This window comes from Cytophagia bacterium CHB2 (assembly GCA_030263535.1).
Lineage (GTDB): Bacteria > Zhuqueibacterota > Zhuqueibacteria > Zhuqueibacterales > Zhuqueibacteraceae > Coneutiohabitans.
In genome coordinates, this window is record SZPB01000115.1 from 1 (window position 1) to 16,711 (window position 16,711).

Below are 16,711 nucleotides of genomic sequence, written 5' to 3' on the forward strand. Positions count from 1 at the left end.
TGGCGGCGGGGACAGTGGTGAGGTCTGTCCATACCTCAGGATTGGCTGGCCTTTTCAGCCAATTTTTGAAAAAGAACATGAAAATTTGCCAAACTACAGATACCTTATCATGATCGCTGTCCTCCGCCGGCACCTTTGCCGCACCGGCGCAGCAAACTGCAAAATTCTTTCGCAGCGCTGCGAGATTTTTTAGCAGCGCGATTACAAATCGTGTACTCCGCATTACGGTTTGGTGAGGGTTGGGAGGAACGAAAAAAAATTGCGCGGAACAGCTAACATTCCATGCAATACGAAACAACCATGTTTCTCCGCAAGGATAGGCTAGCAGAGGTATTTTATGCGACGATGCGCAAATTCAACAAGTCGTCTTGTTCGGGATGCCGGTAAGGCACACCTCCTCGTCTTGTCATTCCGCAGGAATCCGGTAAGGCATACATCTTTATCGTGTCATTTAAAGGAATCCTGTGACGTACTCGGTGCATTTCGTAAATGCTTCACAAGGCGCATCTCACCGTCTTGTCATTCAGCAGGAATCCTGTGACGAACTCGGAGCATTCCGTAAATACTTCACAAGTTCCCTGCGGGATGACAACGCTTGGAGAGCCGTCATATGGCCTTGTCATTCAGCAGGAACCTTGTGACGTACTCGGCGCTTGGGCGCACTTCCAAAAGGTTGGTGCAGTAAATATGTCATCCTTACAGGGTTTTATCCTGTTCTTTTTGGTTATCTTTCTATAATCACGTCATCCCTTCGGGATTCTCGGTTCGGAAAATCCCGAAGGGATGACATGACTATAGTCATTTGGCATTTTTTCTTCATGAAACCACGAAGTGGTGACATAATTTCACGGCTCAATGAAAGGGCAATTTTGAACACCAACTTTTGGGAATTGCTCCCTCGGCGCTTTCATAAATGCTTCAGAAGTTCCTTTCTGGATAACACCGCTGGCGGCCGGCAAAATCCTTCCTGATTTTTTACGATGGTTGTCATTCGTCAATGCTCAACGGCCCGCCGCACACAACTCCGCGAGGAGTAGAATATTTATAGACGCGGTGCACGCGAACGGCCCTCAACGCCGACGGCGTGACATATAGATTTCATCGACGTGGCTCAAGCTTAATCGTGAAAACAAAATCTACCACTCCTGTCGGAGTTTGTAGAGGCGGCGTGCGCACATGACTATAATCATCTCACTCCTTTGGAGTTACCAGCAAGCTCTCATACATATTTTCTTGTGCATCATCCAATGGGCCGATTGGCACCCTCATCAAACCCGCACGCATCACGGATTCTGTCAGACTTTGTGCAAAATTCAGGTGGCAAAATAGTCACTATTCAATCACCGCCCGGGCGCTTTGCTTATTGGATAGAGGGATACAAGCATTGAAGAGTCGATTCATCATCAATAATTTACAGCGCCCGGGCGGTAGTTTTTAACGGACGAAGCCGTGACGAAAAACTTAAAAGGGAGGCTTTGATTTCGCCTTGATTTATATTACATCATATCGGGCACAATACCAGAGGGGCAAAAAACTAATTAAGGAGCATTCGCGGTGACGCTATCCGTTATTATCCCTGTTTATAACGAGAAACAGACCATCCGGCAGATTATCGCGCGGGTCATGAACGTGCCATGTGCCAAACAAGTCATTGTGGTTGACGATGGTTCAACCGATGGCACACGAGAAATATTGGAGCAACTGGGGCAATCAAAAAATCTTATTTGTTTATTTCATGCACGCAATCAAGGCAAGGGCCAAGCCATCAAGACAGCGTTATCGGCAGTGCAAGGCGATGTCATTGTCATTCAAGATGCTGATTTGGAATATCATCCGGAAGACTACCCCCAAGCGCTTGCACTAATCGAAGCTGGTTGGGCAGATGCCGTCTATGGCTCGCGGTTTCTGGGGCCGCATCGGGTGTTTTTATTTTGGCATTATATGGGCAACAAATTGCTTACGTTTTTGGCCAACGTTATCACCTCGGGCATTTTGACCGATATGGAAACCGGTTTCAAGGTTATCCGCGCGGATGCTTTCAAAGCGCTCGACATCCAATCCTACACCTTCGATTTCGAAGTCGAGGTAACGGTCAAACTCTTCCGCTATGGTTATCGTGTTTATGAGATTCCGATTACTTACACCGGGCGGGACTATGATGAAGGAAAAAAGATTACCTGGCGCGACGGCGTGCGCGCGCTGCGTGCGTTACTGAAGTGGAACCTGATTGTTCACAGCCGGCCGAGGCCGCCTTTGCCTGCTTTCGTCTCTACCAATAAAACTCAAACAGATGGCCTGGTTACTTTGCCTCCAACAATTGAATATTCGAGCCATCAGCAAGATAATACTCGTAGTCGGGAAACGCTGACATGAGCAAATGATTCTTCTCGCCAAGATCTCTGGCGTAAATGATATCCGTGTCCAGCAGAGGAGAATTGGCGGATAGTACATTGCCGTAGTATGACGGTGTAAAAATTATTGCCTTTTTTATTCCTTTTTCCTTTACGGTTTTTAGAATCTCAGCATTTACATTTGCAAAATTATGCCCGTAGTATCGCGTCAGCGACGGGATGTTACCAATGGCCGCGATCAAGACGCATAGGGCAACAAATGCCGCCGTAGCAGCACTCACGTTTCTCGTCGAAATAGAAACACCCGGAATTTTTCGAAATAATGTGGGAAGCCGCAAAATCCCCCGCGCTGTCAATACGATCAGCGCAGCGGCAGATTCATATAGGAAACGCGGGCCAAAACACCATTGATGAAACCAATAAAAAAAATAGGCCGCTGTGAGCGAGATGAATGCCATCAGCAGCAGATAGTCCCATTTGTTGCGGCTGAACGAGGCGAATAGTACAAAAACAAAGAGCAACGAAGGTACCGGCCATTCAAACAGAAATTTGTTCAAACCATTCAGATCCATAAGAGTCTTGCGCAACCCAATTGCTGGGGTATGAGCGTCACCCCAAGCCGCATGACCAAAACCCGGCATATGATCAGGTCCATAAAGAACAATATAGCCGAATAGAAACGGATCGCCGTTCGTCATAAAATTAAACCAGAGGGTGATGCCCACAAAAACAAGAATCATCGTCGCCATTGCCCCAAGCAGCAATAGATGCTCCCGGAATCGCTTCAGCAGGAGGCAGAGGCTGTAAAGGCTGAAAGGAATTGCCAATGCCACAGCAGTCAACGGTCGAATAATTATGATCATTCCTAAAGACGCACCACAGAGAAGAGCATAGCCGATTTTTTTATTACGCATGGCTTTCGCAAAAGAAAACACACATGATACAAAGAAGAACAAAGTGCTGGCGTGATTCATAAACTCCGATGACATAAAAAAAATGAAAGGCGAGAGCACGCCAAGCACAGCCGTAAGCCGGGCAGTTTTTTCACCATACAATTCCTTTCCCAAAAAATAAAGCATAACAATGGTCAGCGAACCCAGCAATGGGTTAATGATCCAGGGCGCATCAAATAATACACCCAGCATCAAGAGAAAGGAATGGCCAGGAGGATATTGCGAATACCACTTCCCGTTGTTAATAATCGTGCTCTGATCATAAAGGTTTTTGAGATCAAAAAATTCCCGATGCACGGGCGAAGGAACGGTCAATTTGCCCAGGGCAAAAATCTTGGCGTGAAAGACCTGGGCGATGCTATCCATCACATGCGGTATGTGTTCAAAAAGAAAATAGGAGGCCAAATTCGTCAGGGTAAAGAAAATCAAAAATAGAATACCCAGAAAAATTGCAGGTTTTGTGCCTAAAAAAACCTGTACCGCTTTGTTCCATGCTCGAATCAGCATTTGCCGCCAATGTTTGCGCTGATTCAGCGCTTGAACCAACGGGCCGAGGCCGTGCAGCAGCAGCCCCAAACAGAGTGATCCCCACAGCAGATAGACCACGGTATACCAGCTAATTTCCCCGCCGATCACAGGCGGCCGCGGAGTTAGCGTAAACAAAAAAATGAATAGCGATACCGTTCCGGCGAGCGCGGCTTTTTTGTTTCTGGCCAGCGCTGCAAGAATCGCCCTGCCGGTGCGCGCACAGAGAAACAGTACAAAAATCAGGGCGAGTAATAATCCGGGAAAGTGATAGGCTGAAACAAAGACGCGATGGTCACTGAAGGGCAGGGTCATGAACAGCATTGGCTTCCCCCCCATGGTCGCGGGGAGAATATTCAACATGGTTTCGAGCTTTTGCTGCGGGGTAATGGCAAACAGCATGGCAACGGCCAGTGTGACCAGGCCGAGCCGGAAGCAGATGTGGAGGATAAAAATCATTCGACTTGAAATCTTTCGTCAGGGATCTTACTCACGGCTCGTTCAAATCAATCCTCAGCCGCAAGGTGTCGCCGGAATTGATCGTAATATTCTTTCTCTTCACGCCCTCGAACGGATCGTTGATATCAATCTCATGAGGGCCGACCGGCAACGTTAGGAGGGCGCGCATCGGCCCGTCGCCGATCGTCTCGCCGTCGATCAAGACTTCTCCTTCGGAACCGACATGTAAATCAAGATAGCCCCAATTGGCGCTGGTGAACGCGCGCGGCAACGGCGCCGTGACGCTGCCGGACGGGGGTTTGACAAGGGGGCCGTAGAAATACTCCTTGAGCCCCTTGATGAAAAGCACGCCTGCCAGAAACATGCTTGCGCTGAGAATCGCAGCCACGCCCCAGCTCAGCGTTGGAATGCGTTGCAAACGTGAACCGGCGATGCGCGCTGCATCCCGCTGCGCCACCGCTTTCAAATCAATGCCTTCGTAGGTTTCCGGCGATTCCAGAAATTGCGCGAGATCACGCTGGTTGGTGCTCAAGCCGTAGCTGCGCCCTAAAAAACTGAGATCGTCCAGCACAACCTTGGCGTTGCCGTAACGCTCGGCGGATTTCTTGGCGAGCAGCTTTTGGCACGTGATGACGAGTTCAGCAGGAGTTTCCGGGCGCAATTTCGAGATGGGTACGGGATCCCAATTCACCACATGAAGCAACGTCGAGGCCAGCGTGCGATTGACAAATGCGACTTCGCCGGTGAGAATCTCATAAAGCACGGCTCCCAGCGAGAACAGATCGCTCGATTCTCCCACCTCCTGCCCCAAAATATATTCGGGCGACATGTAGGCGGGCGTGCCAATGGTCAACGGGCTGACATCCGCCAGCTCGTGCGCGGAACCAAGATCGCCCAGCTTCACCGCGCCGCTCATGGATAAGAAGATATTCTGCGGCTTGATGTCGCGATGCAAAACCTTGCTGCGATGCACCGCAGCAATGGCGCGCGCCAATTCTTTGGCGATGTAGATGCACAAATCAATCGGCAGTTTTTTGTGCTGCTTGATCAGCTCGGCGAGCGTGGGGCCTTCGACATATTCCAGAACGATGTAGGGTTGATCGGCGAGCGTGCCTGTATGCAGCGTGCGGCGCAGGTTGGGATGATTGAGTTGCGCGCTAATCCGGCTTTCCTGCATGAATTGCGCCCGCCAGTGTTCCTTGATCGCCGCCTCCGCCTGCAGCAATTTGATCAAGACGACTTGATTGCGACGGGTATCGAACGCTTTAAAGACTGTGGTTACCGGCCCGTTTTTCAGCTCGGCAAAAATTTGGTAACCATCAATTCTGTCCATATTGCCACTGTTTCTGTTTGTATTGAATCCAGCGTCGCGATACCCCCAGCCGCTGCGCGGCGTGCGTGACATTGCCGCCCGTTTCCTGCAACGTTTGCTCGACCAGCTTGCGCACGAGCTGCTCCACCGTCATGTTGGAGGCAAGCGCAAGATGGCCGTTGGTCTCGGCCAGGCGCAAATCTTCCACGCCGATCAATGCGCCCTTGGCGTGCACCACGGCGCGCTCGACGGTGTTGCGCAATTCACGGATGTTTCCCGGCCAGTGATAGCGCGTCAAGCGATCCAGCGCCGCTGAGGAAAAGCCGTGAATGTTCTTGCGGTATTTTTCGGTGAACAATTGCAGAAAATGCTGCACCAACAGCGGAATATCTTCGGCGCGCTCGCGCAACGCCGGCAAATAGATATTCATGACGTTCAAGCGATAATACAAATCCTCGCGAAACGAGCCGTCTTTGATTTTTTCCTGAAGATTTTTGTTGGTGGCGGTGATGATGCGGACGTCGACCTTGCGCACGTGATTCTCGCCGACGCGCTTGATTTCGCCTTCCTGCAAAACGCGCAAAAGCTGCGTTTGCAGCGTGAGCGAGATATCGCCGATTTCGTCGAGAAAAAACGTGCCGCAATCTGCCGTCTCGAACAAGCCTTTTTTATCGCTGATGGCGCCGGTAAACGCGCCCTTCTTGTGCCCGAACAGTTCGCTTTCGAGCAACGATTCCGGCAGCGCGCCGCAAAACAGGGCGACAAACGTTTTCTCGCGCCGCGCGCCGTGATGGTGCAGCGCGCGCGCGACCAATTCCTTGCCCGTGCCGCTTTCCCCTTGAATCAACACCGGCGCATCGGAATCCAGCAGGCTGTTGATGGTGTCAAAAATCTGCTTCATCTTGTGGCTTTCGCCGATGATGCCGGCAAAGCCGCTGACGCGCTGCACTTCTTTGCGCAACTGGCGGTTTTCTTCCTGAAGCTGCTGGTAAAGCTGGGCATTTTCGATGGCAATGGCGGCCTGATTGGCAAACGTCATCAAGAAGGGAATGCTGGTTTGCGTGAAGCCGCTGCGATGGTTGATGCTGTCGAGATAGAGCGCGCCGATGCGCCGTTCCTTGATTTTCAACGGCACGCAGGCAATCGAGCGAATCTGATACATGACGATGCTGTGCATGTCTTCGAATGCGCCCTCGCTCTCGGTGTCGTAAATCAACACCGCTTCGCCGGTTTGCAACACCTGGCGCACCACGCTGCTGGAGATGCGCGCCACGTCTTGAATTTTCTCTTCCGTGATGTTGCGCGCAATACGCACCTTCAGGGTGCCGGTTTCGTTGTTCAATAAAATAAATCCGCGCTCGGCGCCCACCGTCTCGACCGCGATATCCATGATCTTTTCGAGCAAAACGTCGAACTCTTGCAGCGTATTGATAACCGTGCTGATGCGCGACAGGGCGTCAAGAAGGGCGTCGCCGTTGTGACGTTCTTCGTTTTCCATAATCTCAAACAAGCGCTGTATGATTGCAAACCTGGGGATCAAATGAAAAAAGCGCAAGCTCATCTGCCCTCAACATCGAGAGCCACGTGATTGCGCCTTCGGGCTGTAGGCTTTGCTCCCGCTCGACGAGGCAGGCAAATAACGCGTCTGCATACCGTTGAAACTTTTCAATCAGCATGAACAAGGCGGCGTTACCGATTCATCAATCAATAAATGAAGTCCTCAAGCCTTTTCTGGTCATACTTTTATACCGTCAGTACAGGAAAATCGCTGAAAATTCCTGCCGGCATAAAATTACGGTTCCGTCACAAACTCAGGCGGGTTCCCACCGGCGTTTCACCGCCGGCAGCAAGGCGAATTTGAGAGGCATGGCATAAAATGACGGCTTGCGCTCCGGCTTGCAAAGCGGCGAAGGACTCGTCCAACTTGGGAATCATGCCCTGAGAGATGATACCGGCTTTGCGCAGTTCATGATAGCGGGCAAGCGTCAGGCGGGGAATAACGCTGTCTTCTTGGGTGGACGCCAAAACCCCCTTTTTGTCGAAGCAATAAATCAAACTCGTTTTAAAATGCAGTAACAATGCGCCGGCCAGCGCCGCGGCAATGGCATCGGCGTTGGTGTTGAGCATCATGCCTTGGCCGTCGTGCGTCAGCGGCGCAAAAACCGGAGAAATGCCAGCATGCAAAAACGACATAATCGTCGCCGTGTTGACGCGCGCAATATCGCCGACAAAGCCGTAATCGAGCGTTGGGTGTTGCCGCTTCTTCGCAGATATGACGTCCGCATCAGCGCCGGTTAAACCCAGGGCATTGCAACCCCGGCTTTGCAGGCCGCTGACAATACTTTTGTTGATCAAACCGGCGTACACCATGGTTACAACCTTGAGTGTTTCCGCATCCGTAATGCGCCGGCCTTCCACCATTTTGGTTTCAATGCCGAGAGTCCTGGCAAGGTCTGTGGCGAGTTTGCCACCACCGTGTACTAAAATTTTCTTGCCCTCAATTTGCGCAAAATCGTCGAGAAAGGCGGCGTAGGCCCCGGGTTGATCGATAACGTTTCCACCGATTTTGATGATGAAGAGTTTTTCCATGGAGGGAAGAGCCGGCTTATATTGTTTCTTGGAACTCTTGCAGACATTAAATTCAGATGGGATGCGCGGATTCGATAACAGGCATGCTCGCGCCAACGAGCTCCGTAATTTCAAAAACTTTTACAATTTTGGGCTTGCTGACAAACTCGTTTACGACCAAAGCCTCCACAACAACAGCATAATCTGGCGAAGAGATATGCTTCAACGTTTCCTTGAGAAACGGCCAAGTCATCGCTCGAATTGCAGCGTTTGTTCCATAAGCATGGCAGCCCGCCAGGAGTATGATTCGATTATTATCATGAAACGGGTTGGGAATACTGATAATAATGCCATAGTCTTTGATGATCGTTTGATTAATGGCTAGCGGCGTGCTGCGCACATTATCTTTGTCGACCAGACTATGCCCATCAAAGCGTACCGGTAGATGAACACGTTCAAACAAGAGCTTGGTTATATCGTTGTGGCGTGGCCCTCCCACAAGCAGCAGCGGCCCGCCGATTTTGGAAAAGGGAAATTTACCGGAAGGATAGTGATCAAACTCAATGTTTTTGTAGACTTTTTTGAACTGAGCCAAAAGATCAGATAAAGCCGTAAACTCCGCAGATGGTACTGCCGTGTAAATCTTATGCTCGGAGGTTACAAGCGCTGTTGTGATAAAAGAGAATTTTTCATCATCCTGGATTAGATTATTCCAAATTTTTCGAATGGGGCGGTTGAGCCTGAAATATCGAATAACAATTGTAGCAAGAATGCTAAGCGCGGCTCCGAGCAGGCTGGAGATAATATTGATGATGATATCTTTCTGCAAAAGCGCCAGTTCCATGATGATTTCCCCGTAACAAAAAAAATAAATAAAACCCTCTACCTTAAAAAGTAGGTATTTCATCTTATCATTTATTTCATCGGATTGGCTTTTTCCAGTGCGTGCGGCCGTACTGGTGCTTCACAGAATTCCTGCTGAATGACAGGGTTATAAGTGATTTCATCAAACCATCTAATAAGTCATCCCGAAGGGCGCTGGTGAAGCATTTGCGACCCTGCCAGTAATTCAAAAAATTCCAACGGAATGACAGTTTGAGAGTGCTGCGTCATTTTGACGTTGTCGTATTCAGCGCCTAGCCCTTCACACTTCCCAACGTCAGCCCCGAAATCAGCCAGCGGCTGAGGATGAGAAACAGCGTTACCACGGGAATGCACACCATCACCGCGCCGGCGGCGTAAAGTCCCCACTGCGTTTCAAAATTCGACTGAAATTGCTTCAAGCCGATGGGCAGGGTGTAGAGCGCTTTATCATTGATGATCACGGCGGCGACGAGATACTCGCTCCACGCCGTCATGAAACTGAACAGCGCGGTGATCACCAATGCCGGCGCCGCCAGCGGCAGCACGATTTGATAAAACGTGCGGAATTGGCTGCAACCGTCAATGCGCGCGGCTTCTTCCAAACTGTAGGGCACGGTATCGTAATAGCCTTTCATCTGCCAAATCGTGAACGGCAGGGCCGTGGCCGTGTACGCGATAATCAAGCCCCAATATGTGTTATACACTTTCAATTTGATCAGCATCAAAAACAGCGGCAACAGCAACATCGTGACCGGAAACATTTGCGTCGTGATCAGCGCAATCAAACTGGCATCGCGGCCCACGAATTTGTAGCGTGAAAACGCATAGCCGGCCGTGCTGGCCAGTGCGACGCTTACAATCGTCACCAAGAATGAAACGATCGTACTGTTCAACAACCAGCCCATGAAAGGTTTTTCCCGCGTCAAAGCGCGATAGGCGCCAAGCAGGCCGTTGTTGTGCCAGCCCAGGGCAACCTTGTCGCGCACCTTTTTATCAATGGCAATGAGCTGGCGGTAGGAATCGAATGAAGCATCCTCCGGTATCAAACGCAACGAAGTCGTGTGCAGCATGTCATTGGGCCGCAGCGATACGCCGATCACCTGCAGCACCGGATAAATCGTGAGCGCGGTGACGGCGATGAGAACGGCGTAAATCAAAACATAGGTCGGGGTCGATGTCGTCTTTTCAAGCTTCGGCATGAGGCAGACTCCCAATCATTTCTTCACCAGCTCGGGAATGATGTTGATGACAGCCGTTACAATCGCCACAGCCGCGGTAATGAGGGCGCTGATAATAGCGACTTTTTGCGTGGCTGAAAGCGAGGGCCAAAAACCGCTTGACTTGCCCGGCGCAGGCTCGGCTTCGGCGTTTTCCGGCGCAACAGCCGCAGCCGAGGGTTTCATTTCTTCGCGCAGCATGCGACAGAAGTCACGCGCTGAGGCCGGGCGCTGCTTGGGATCGACGCGCAAGCCGGCGAGCAACGCTTGCTTGACGGCCGCCGGCAAATGATGATTGAACTCAACCGGGTCGATGACTTTGCCTTCGACTTTTGCGGTGAGCAATTGATAAAGCGGCGCATCGATTTTAAACGGATATTTTCCAGTAAACATTTCATAAGCCACCACGGCAAAGGCATAAATATCCGAGGCCGGCGATTGCCGCGCATATTGAATCTCTTCCGGGCTGAGGTACGTCATGGTGCCACGATGCTCGGCGGCGGTGGCCGTTGAGATCTTGCCGATCACCGGAAAATATTTGGCCGCGCCAAAATCAGATAAACACGCATACACCGCCTGCTGGGGAAAAAGAATATTCTCCGGCTTAATATCGCCATGCACCAGCCCGTTTTGATGCGCGTAATCCACGGCCAGGGCGATTTGATCGAGAATGTTGAGCGCCGCGGCAGGCGCAAGAAAATCGCGGCCCTGCATCAACTGGCGCAAACTGCCGCCTTCGCAAAACGGCATCACTAAAAACGGCGCGGCATTGGGGCCCACATTTTCGCCGTAATCCAACACCGGTAAAATATTCGGATGGTTCATCGCCTGCTGCGCCGCAATTTCCCGCGCGAATTCCATTTTTAACTCAGGGGCTTCGCGAAATACTTTGAGCGCAACTTTTTTACCGTCTTTGTCCGCGCCCGCCAACAGCACACTCACGCGGCCATAGGCAATCGGACGAGGATCATCGGTTTGATAGCTGCCGCGTTGGCCGCGATAGATCGTTGCAGACATGGGTTATTGTTGTTTTCGATTCAATACACGGCTTCCGTCGCCTTCGTTTGCTTGATGAAACGAATGCCGAACACCAATAGAATGCCGAAAATCACCAGCGACAGCGCCGCCGCAAAGCCGTAGCGGTAGTAATTGAATACCTGGCGATAAACATAAGACACCAAAATATGCGTCGAATCGGCGGGCTTGCCGCCGTCACTAACCAGCCAGATGACGTTGAAGTTGTTGAACGTCCAGATCACGCCCAGCGTGATGGCCGGCACCATCACGGGTTTGAGCAACGGCGCGGTAATGGTCCAGAACTGCCGCCACGAACTCGCGCCATCGACGTCGGCGGCTTCATATAATTCTTTCGGAATCGATTGCAAGCCGCCGAGAGCGATGATCATCATAAACGGGAAGCCGAGCCAGATGTTGGTAATCGTCGCAGCGGTGTAAGCCCAGAACGGATCCGACAGCCATTGCACCGGCGCGAGATTGAGAATTTGCTGCATGATGAGATTAATCGAGCCGAACTCATAGTTGAACATGCCGCGCCAAGTCAATGCCGTGATGTATTGCGGCACGGCCCAGGGCAGAATCAGCAGCGTGCGAAAAATCGCGCGGCCGGGCAACGGCCGGTGCAGCAGCAATGCCAGAGACACGCCGATGGTGACATGAAAAAAAAGGTTGACGACGGTCCAGGTAATGGTTTTCAAAAACAATATGTAGAACTGCGGCTCGGCAAAAACTTTGACATATTGTTCAAAGCCGACGAATTTCCAATCGAGGAAATTGGTCAGGCTCATGTTCGAGAAGGAAATAACGAGGTTGTAGATAAACGGATAGAGAACGACGAAACCCAGCACCAGGAACGAAGGCAGGACGTAAAAATAAGCGAGCTTGTTCTCACGAAAGTTTTTGGCGAGATCGGCGAGGCTCACGAATGCTCCGTTTTAGCAGGTTGTTTGATCCAAAACCGTTTGTGCGGAATCATCAACTCACTGCGCAAACATTTCATGAATCAGCTTTTCGGCGTCGGTTTGCATTTTCAGCGCGGCCTGTTCTGGTGTCAGGCGGCCGTTCAATAAACTTTGATATGCCGGCCGCATGGCGTCCCAAATCGCGCGCATTTCGGGATCAATCGGCATGGGCCTGCCAACGGAAATTTGATCCCGCGAGCTGATCAAGATCGGGTCTTGCAAGAAAATCGAATCCTGGCACGCTTCCAAACGCGACGGAATGGCGCGCAGGGCATAGGTGTATTGCAACTCATTTTCCGGCTCGGTCAAAAAGCGCAGAAGCTTCAGCGCTTTTTCGCGGCGCTCGCCGCTGCTGTTCACATTTAAACAAAAACCGGTGGCGGAAACCATGGGCGTCGGCCACAGGCCGGTTTCACTCACTTGAGGAATACGCGCCAGGCCAATATCAACGCCGGCGTCGAGGTATCCGCCCCAGCTCCACGGCCCGTTGATCACCATCGCGGCTTTGCCTTGCTTGAACAGTTGATTGGCGAGATCGAGATCACATTCATACGGCACAATTTTTTTTTCACGCAACAAGGCAATGAATTGCGAGGCGCGAATGGTGGCTTCGGTGTTCAACGTCGGACGCGCATTTTCATCCATGACCCAGCCGCCATAACCACCCAAAAACGGAACAAAGAAAAAGGGTTCGATAAAATTCCACGCCAGGGTGTACATGTCATACCTGCCATCGCCGTCCAAGTCTTGCGAAAGGCGTTTGCCGATATCGAGCAGTTCATCGGTGGTTTTGGGCGGATGCGGCAAAATCTTTTTGTTGTAGACCAGGGTAAGATGATTGCCGACGCGATCGGCGAGCATGTACAAATGGCCTTTGTAGCGCACGCGCGCCATGGGATCGAAGTTCGCCAGTTCAGCTTCGCTCAACAAACTGTCCAGCGGTTGAATCAATTTCATGACGTGCAGCGGGCCGACCATGTCTGCCGGACCATAAAGCAAATCCGGGCCGCTGCCGCCGAGTCCCGCGATGATGTAATTGCTGCGCAATTCTTCGGTTTCATAATAAATTTGCTTGGCGGTGAGACCGGGATTCTCACGGCTGAACTTGGCGAGCAACGAATCCAACACCACCCGGCCGGGGGCAAAGTCTTGCGTCCAAATGATGAGTTCATTCGGATCCGGACGCGAGCCGCCAAAAGCCAGATACAACATGCCCAGCAAAAGGACGCCGAACACCAACGCGAGCGCAATGTTTCGCATGAGAATGTTTCAAAAATTGCAAGGTTCTCTTTTCGATAAAATTGTGACGCGAATATAATAAGGCAGGCTCTAAACCGCAAGGGTGAAGGCAGTGTGGGGATTTGATTAAACGGGACGGCTTCGAGGTGCAGTTCTTCTGGCGCAGTATGCCCGCGCCGAATACGTTTCAGCCACGGCGGAACCGTGGCCGAACATCGCCAAACCAAACTCAAATGTCAAGATTCACAAAAAGTATTTACGCCGTTTTACATCTTCGCGAGCAATTCTTTGGCTTTCCCGGCAAGCGCGCTTTCGGGATAACTTTGCACGAGACGCTGCAATGTTTGACGCGCCTCCTCCGGACGGCGCACTTCCAGCAAACTGCTGCCGAGCAAAAACAAAGCGTCATCTTGTTTTGCCGATTTTGTCGCCAGCAACACGCGATTGAACGACACAATCGCCGCCGGATAATCTTTCAACTCAAATTGCGCCTTGCCCAGCCAATAATGGCAATTGTGAACCAAAACATGTGTGGGATAATGTGTAATCAAATTGGAGAATTGCTGCACAGACGCGGCATACTGCTGCGCATAAAAGCTCTGCAGGGCTTGCTCATAGGCGACCGGGAAACTCGGAGCTTTTGCTCGCGCCGTTGCCGCAGGCCTGCTGCGATTGGGTTGCGCTTGGGAAGCAGACCCGGCCCTACCAGCCGGATTGGATTTCGCGATCGGCGGGGATTGATTCGCGCGCGCGGCCGCGTTATTCGCGGCGAACCTGTTCTTGCTTTCAACCTCGCCCGCGCTTGCTTTTTGCGTGCGCGCAGAATCCTTGCCTTCACGGGATGGCGTCATCGCCGGTTCAACGCGATTTTCGCGCGTGCGGTTTTCACTGAACAGATCTTTGGGAGTATAACCCGCGCCGCCGGTGATAAAAGAAACGCCCAGGCGCGCACTGACGAAGGCGTCTTGTTTGCCGTTGTTGGCGGCGTCGAGATTGTCGCTTGCCTGGAAATTATACGCGAGGCTGGCGTTCAGCATCATTTGCGGTCGAATCTTCACGCGCGCGCCTGCACCAATCAAGCCTTTGCCGCCGTGCAAGCGTTTGGAATCCGACACACGAAAGTTGAGATAACCGGCGCCCAGCATGAGATAGGGACGAAAGAGCGTCTGGTTGGCCAGCTCATAGTCAAACAACAACTCGCTATATAGCAACTGGGTGCGGAGCGCAGAAGTGGCGGTAAAATTCGGCAAGTTCAACCGGAGATTGAAAGGCAGAGTCGCGTACCCGAGCGACAAGCCCAAACCCAGGCGGGAGGAAAAACGACGTTCCAGCGAACCGGAAAGGCCGAGGCCGTATCCGGATTGCACCACCCGGCCGGTAGTCGCATTCCCGGCGGAGAGCAGAACATTGGCGGAATCATTTTGATTGCCAATGAATTTTTGCGTGCCCAAACTAAAACCATAAAGCCAGCGTCCGCTCAAATCTTGGCTGTGCGCCGGCGAACAGAGGCCAGCCAGCACTATCCAACATGCAATGACCGGCAAGCGATTTGATGTCATCCTTGTTATCGCCTCTTCATCGTCCTGATTCAGATTATTCTCTGCCGCTTTCCGCTTGCGCAGAAGGCGGCGGCTACCTTGTCCGTGGTAACAGCGCCAAGCTTAGAGTTTGGCCAGCATTTCCTCAGCCGTTCCGACAAATTCGCTGCTGGGATATTCCTGGATCAACTGATTAAACACGCGGCGGGCTTCGTCCGTGCGATTGAGCTGGACATAGCTGCGGCCCAAATACAACAGGGCATTGTCTTTTTTCAATGAAAGCGATGATTGCAGCACATTGTTGAGCGCGGTAATCGCCGCTTGATAATTGCCCAAATTGAAGTAGGCCTCACCGTTCCAATAATGGCAATGGCTGGCCAACGCATGTGACGGAAAACGCGCCACCAAATCCGAAAAAATGTTGATGGCATCCTGATAGCGCTTCGCAGTCAGCAGGCTTAAACCTCGTTCATAGGCCAGCGAGAAGCTGGCCGTCGAGCCTGTCAGCGCGCCGGTGTCCATGCGGGGCTGGGTCACGTTGCGATCGGCGCCGTTGCTTGCACTGATCTTGCCGCTTTCCAGCTCGCCCAGTTTTGTTCGCCGGTCGAACAGCGTTTCTTGCAACGAGGAAATTTCACGCTCTTTCAATTCGATGCCTTGCGTCAACTCGTCGGACAACGATTTGAGGCGAATGTATTCCTGCATATCCTCATCGGAGGCTATACCCGAATCTGCCGTATCTTCGGCGCCGGCTGCAAAGGGATCCGTTTCCTCGAGGGGCGAGGCGCTGCCGAAAGCAGGATCGTCGGAGGGATCGCCGAACGGCGAGGTTTCATCGCTGCTAAACAAATCTTCGTCCGGAGATTGCGCGCGCGGACTTCCGCCAAAACTATAACGGAGCCCCAACTGGCCTTCCACGACGAGATAGTTGGCATCGCCTGTGCCGCTGAGGTTGCCCTGCAAACCGCTGGTGTCCTGCCGGCCTTTCAACATGCCGTGCAGACGCGCGAGACTCGTCAGCGCAAAACGATCGTTGAAATGATAATCAAAGCCGAGAGCGCCGCTCAATGAGGGGCTGAGTTGGCTGCGAATGCTTGTGCCGTTGGCAAAGGTGCCGCCACTCGAGGCGCGTAGATCGCGCACATCCCAAAAAATAAACCCGGCGCCGGCATTGACAAAAGGCGAGAAACGCTGACTCCGAAACGGAAAGATATAAACGTTGCCGTTGAGTGCGATTAAATTCGTTTTGAATGGCAGGGAATTGGCCGAATTGAACATGCTGCCCTGGCCGTTCCAGGCGCGCACCCATCCGCCGGCGGCTTCCACGCCAAACGAGACGCGATCGGTATAGACATAGCGGCTGGAAATTCCGATCCATTGCTCGACCGTCGAGAAATCGACGACGTCCCCGGCCATTTTGATCGGCCCGCCCAAGAGGCCGATCGAAAATTGCCCGACGTTGCTTTGGCTGAAGACATTCGCCCAAAGAACGCCCGCCAACGCCAGAGCTGTCCTAAATAATAATCTCATATTAATGTGCCTCCAAATGGCCTGATGATATGAATCTGTCCTAAGTAGTCCCTCACGAAGTCATTTCACGATCATCGCTGCTGGCGTATTCAGATTTTGTCCCGCAGCTCTTCGGCCTTGGCCACAAATTCACTGCTCGGAAATTCCTGAATCAACCGATCGAAAGCTTCGCGCGC

General features: G+C 51.9%; 12 protein-coding genes. 1 reads left to right on the forward strand and 11 read right to left on the reverse strand.

The features are described 5' to 3' along the window. Nucleotides 1-1,554 precede the first annotated feature (1,554 nt). Nucleotides 1,555-2,373 carry a glycosyltransferase family 2 protein gene (locus FBQ85_12875; protein MDL1876046.1) on the forward strand — a complete coding sequence of 273 codons (819 nt, stop codon included), beginning with the start codon at nt 1,555-1,557 and terminating at the stop codon, nt 2,371-2,373. Here the strand turns inward: FBQ85_12875 and FBQ85_12880 are convergent. From FBQ85_12880 to FBQ85_12930, 11 genes are all read right to left on the reverse strand, one after another. Next, nucleotides 2,300-4,288: a hypothetical protein gene (locus FBQ85_12880; GenBank protein ID MDL1876047.1), complete on the reverse strand. Its 1,989-nt coding sequence runs from the start codon at nt 4,286-4,288 to the stop codon at nt 2,300-2,302. The two genes, FBQ85_12875 and FBQ85_12880, sit on opposite strands and share 74 nt — an antisense overlap. Before the next feature lie 31 nt (nt 4,289-4,319). Beyond that, nucleotides 4,320-5,693 carry a serine/threonine protein kinase gene (locus FBQ85_12885; protein MDL1876048.1) on the reverse strand — a complete coding sequence of 458 codons (1,374 nt, stop codon included), beginning with the start codon at nt 5,691-5,693 and terminating at the stop codon, nt 4,320-4,322. Further along, nucleotides 5,608-7,098: a GAF domain-containing protein gene (locus FBQ85_12890; protein ID MDL1876049.1), complete on the reverse strand. Its 1,491-nt coding sequence runs from the start codon at nt 7,096-7,098 to the stop codon at nt 5,608-5,610. Before FBQ85_12890 ends, FBQ85_12885 begins: the two co-directional genes overlap by 86 nt. A gap of 305 nt (nt 7,099-7,403) precedes the next feature. Beyond that, nucleotides 7,404-8,189: an acetylglutamate kinase gene (argB, locus tag FBQ85_12895; protein MDL1876050.1), complete on the reverse strand. Its 786-nt coding sequence runs from the start codon at nt 8,187-8,189 to the stop codon at nt 7,404-7,406. A 52-nt stretch (nt 8,190-8,241) separates the two neighbouring features. After that, the gene (locus FBQ85_12900; GenBank protein MDL1876051.1) at nt 8,242-9,075 is read right to left on the reverse strand and encodes a hypothetical protein; all 834 of its coding nucleotides are present in this window, start codon (nt 9,073-9,075) and stop codon (nt 8,242-8,244) included. A 229-nt stretch (nt 9,076-9,304) separates the two neighbouring features. Beyond that, entirely contained in the window at nt 9,305-10,231 is a 927-nt protein-coding gene (locus FBQ85_12905; GenBank protein MDL1876052.1) for a sugar ABC transporter permease, read from the reverse strand. A 15-nt stretch (nt 10,232-10,246) separates the two neighbouring features. Beyond that, nucleotides 10,247-11,266 (reverse strand): serine/threonine protein kinase, encoded by a 1,020-nt coding sequence (locus FBQ85_12910; protein MDL1876053.1) that lies wholly within the window; start codon nt 11,264-11,266, stop codon nt 10,247-10,249. A 20-nt stretch (nt 11,267-11,286) separates the two neighbouring features. After that, the gene (locus FBQ85_12915; protein ID MDL1876054.1) at nt 11,287-12,189 is read right to left on the reverse strand and encodes a sugar ABC transporter permease; all 903 of its coding nucleotides are present in this window, start codon (nt 12,187-12,189) and stop codon (nt 11,287-11,289) included. Between the two features lie 57 nt (nt 12,190-12,246). After that, a complete protein-coding gene (locus tag FBQ85_12920) occupies nt 12,247-13,488 on the reverse strand; it encodes an extracellular solute-binding protein (protein ID MDL1876055.1) in 1,242 nt (413 codons plus the stop codon). 245 nt (nt 13,489-13,733) lie between these two features. Further along, entirely contained in the window at nt 13,734-15,026 is a 1,293-nt protein-coding gene (locus FBQ85_12925) for a tetratricopeptide repeat protein (GenBank protein MDL1876056.1), read from the reverse strand. A gap of 102 nt (nt 15,027-15,128) precedes the next feature. Beyond that, nucleotides 15,129-16,535 carry a tetratricopeptide repeat protein gene (locus FBQ85_12930; GenBank protein MDL1876057.1) on the reverse strand — a complete coding sequence of 469 codons (1,407 nt, stop codon included), beginning with the start codon at nt 16,533-16,535 and terminating at the stop codon, nt 15,129-15,131. Nucleotides 16,536-16,711 lie beyond the last annotated feature (176 nt).

Excerpts from the sequence above, each read along its gene's own strand:
- FBQ85_12905 (MDL1876052.1), bottom strand. The coding sequence starts at position 10,231 with ATGCCGAAGCTTGAAAAGACGACATCGACCCCGACCTATGTTTTGATT.
- FBQ85_12885 (MDL1876048.1), bottom strand. The coding sequence starts at position 5,693 with ATGTCACGCACGCCGCGCAGCGGCTGGGGGTATCGCGACGCTGGATTC.
- FBQ85_12880 (MDL1876047.1), bottom strand. The coding sequence starts at position 4,288 with ATGATTTTTATCCTCCACATCTGCTTCCGGCTCGGCCTGGTCACACTG.
- FBQ85_12910 (MDL1876053.1), bottom strand. The coding sequence starts at position 11,266 with ATGTCTGCAACGATCTATCGCGGCCAACGCGGCAGCTATCAAACCGAT.
- argB (MDL1876050.1), bottom strand. The coding sequence starts at position 8,189 with ATGGAAAAACTCTTCATCATCAAAATCGGTGGAAACGTTATCGATCAA.
- FBQ85_12920 (MDL1876055.1), bottom strand. The coding sequence starts at position 13,488 with ATGCGAAACATTGCGCTCGCGTTGGTGTTCGGCGTCCTTTTGCTGGGC.
- FBQ85_12930 (MDL1876057.1), bottom strand. The coding sequence starts at position 16,535 with ATGAGATTATTATTTAGGACAGCTCTGGCGTTGGCGGGCGTTCTTTGG.
- FBQ85_12900 (MDL1876051.1), bottom strand. The coding sequence starts at position 9,075 with ATGAAATACCTACTTTTTAAGGTAGAGGGTTTTATTTATTTTTTTTGT.
- FBQ85_12890 (MDL1876049.1), bottom strand. The coding sequence starts at position 7,098 with ATGGAAAACGAAGAACGTCACAACGGCGACGCCCTTCTTGACGCCCTG.
- FBQ85_12925 (MDL1876056.1), bottom strand. The coding sequence starts at position 15,026 with ATGACATCAAATCGCTTGCCGGTCATTGCATGTTGGATAGTGCTGGCT.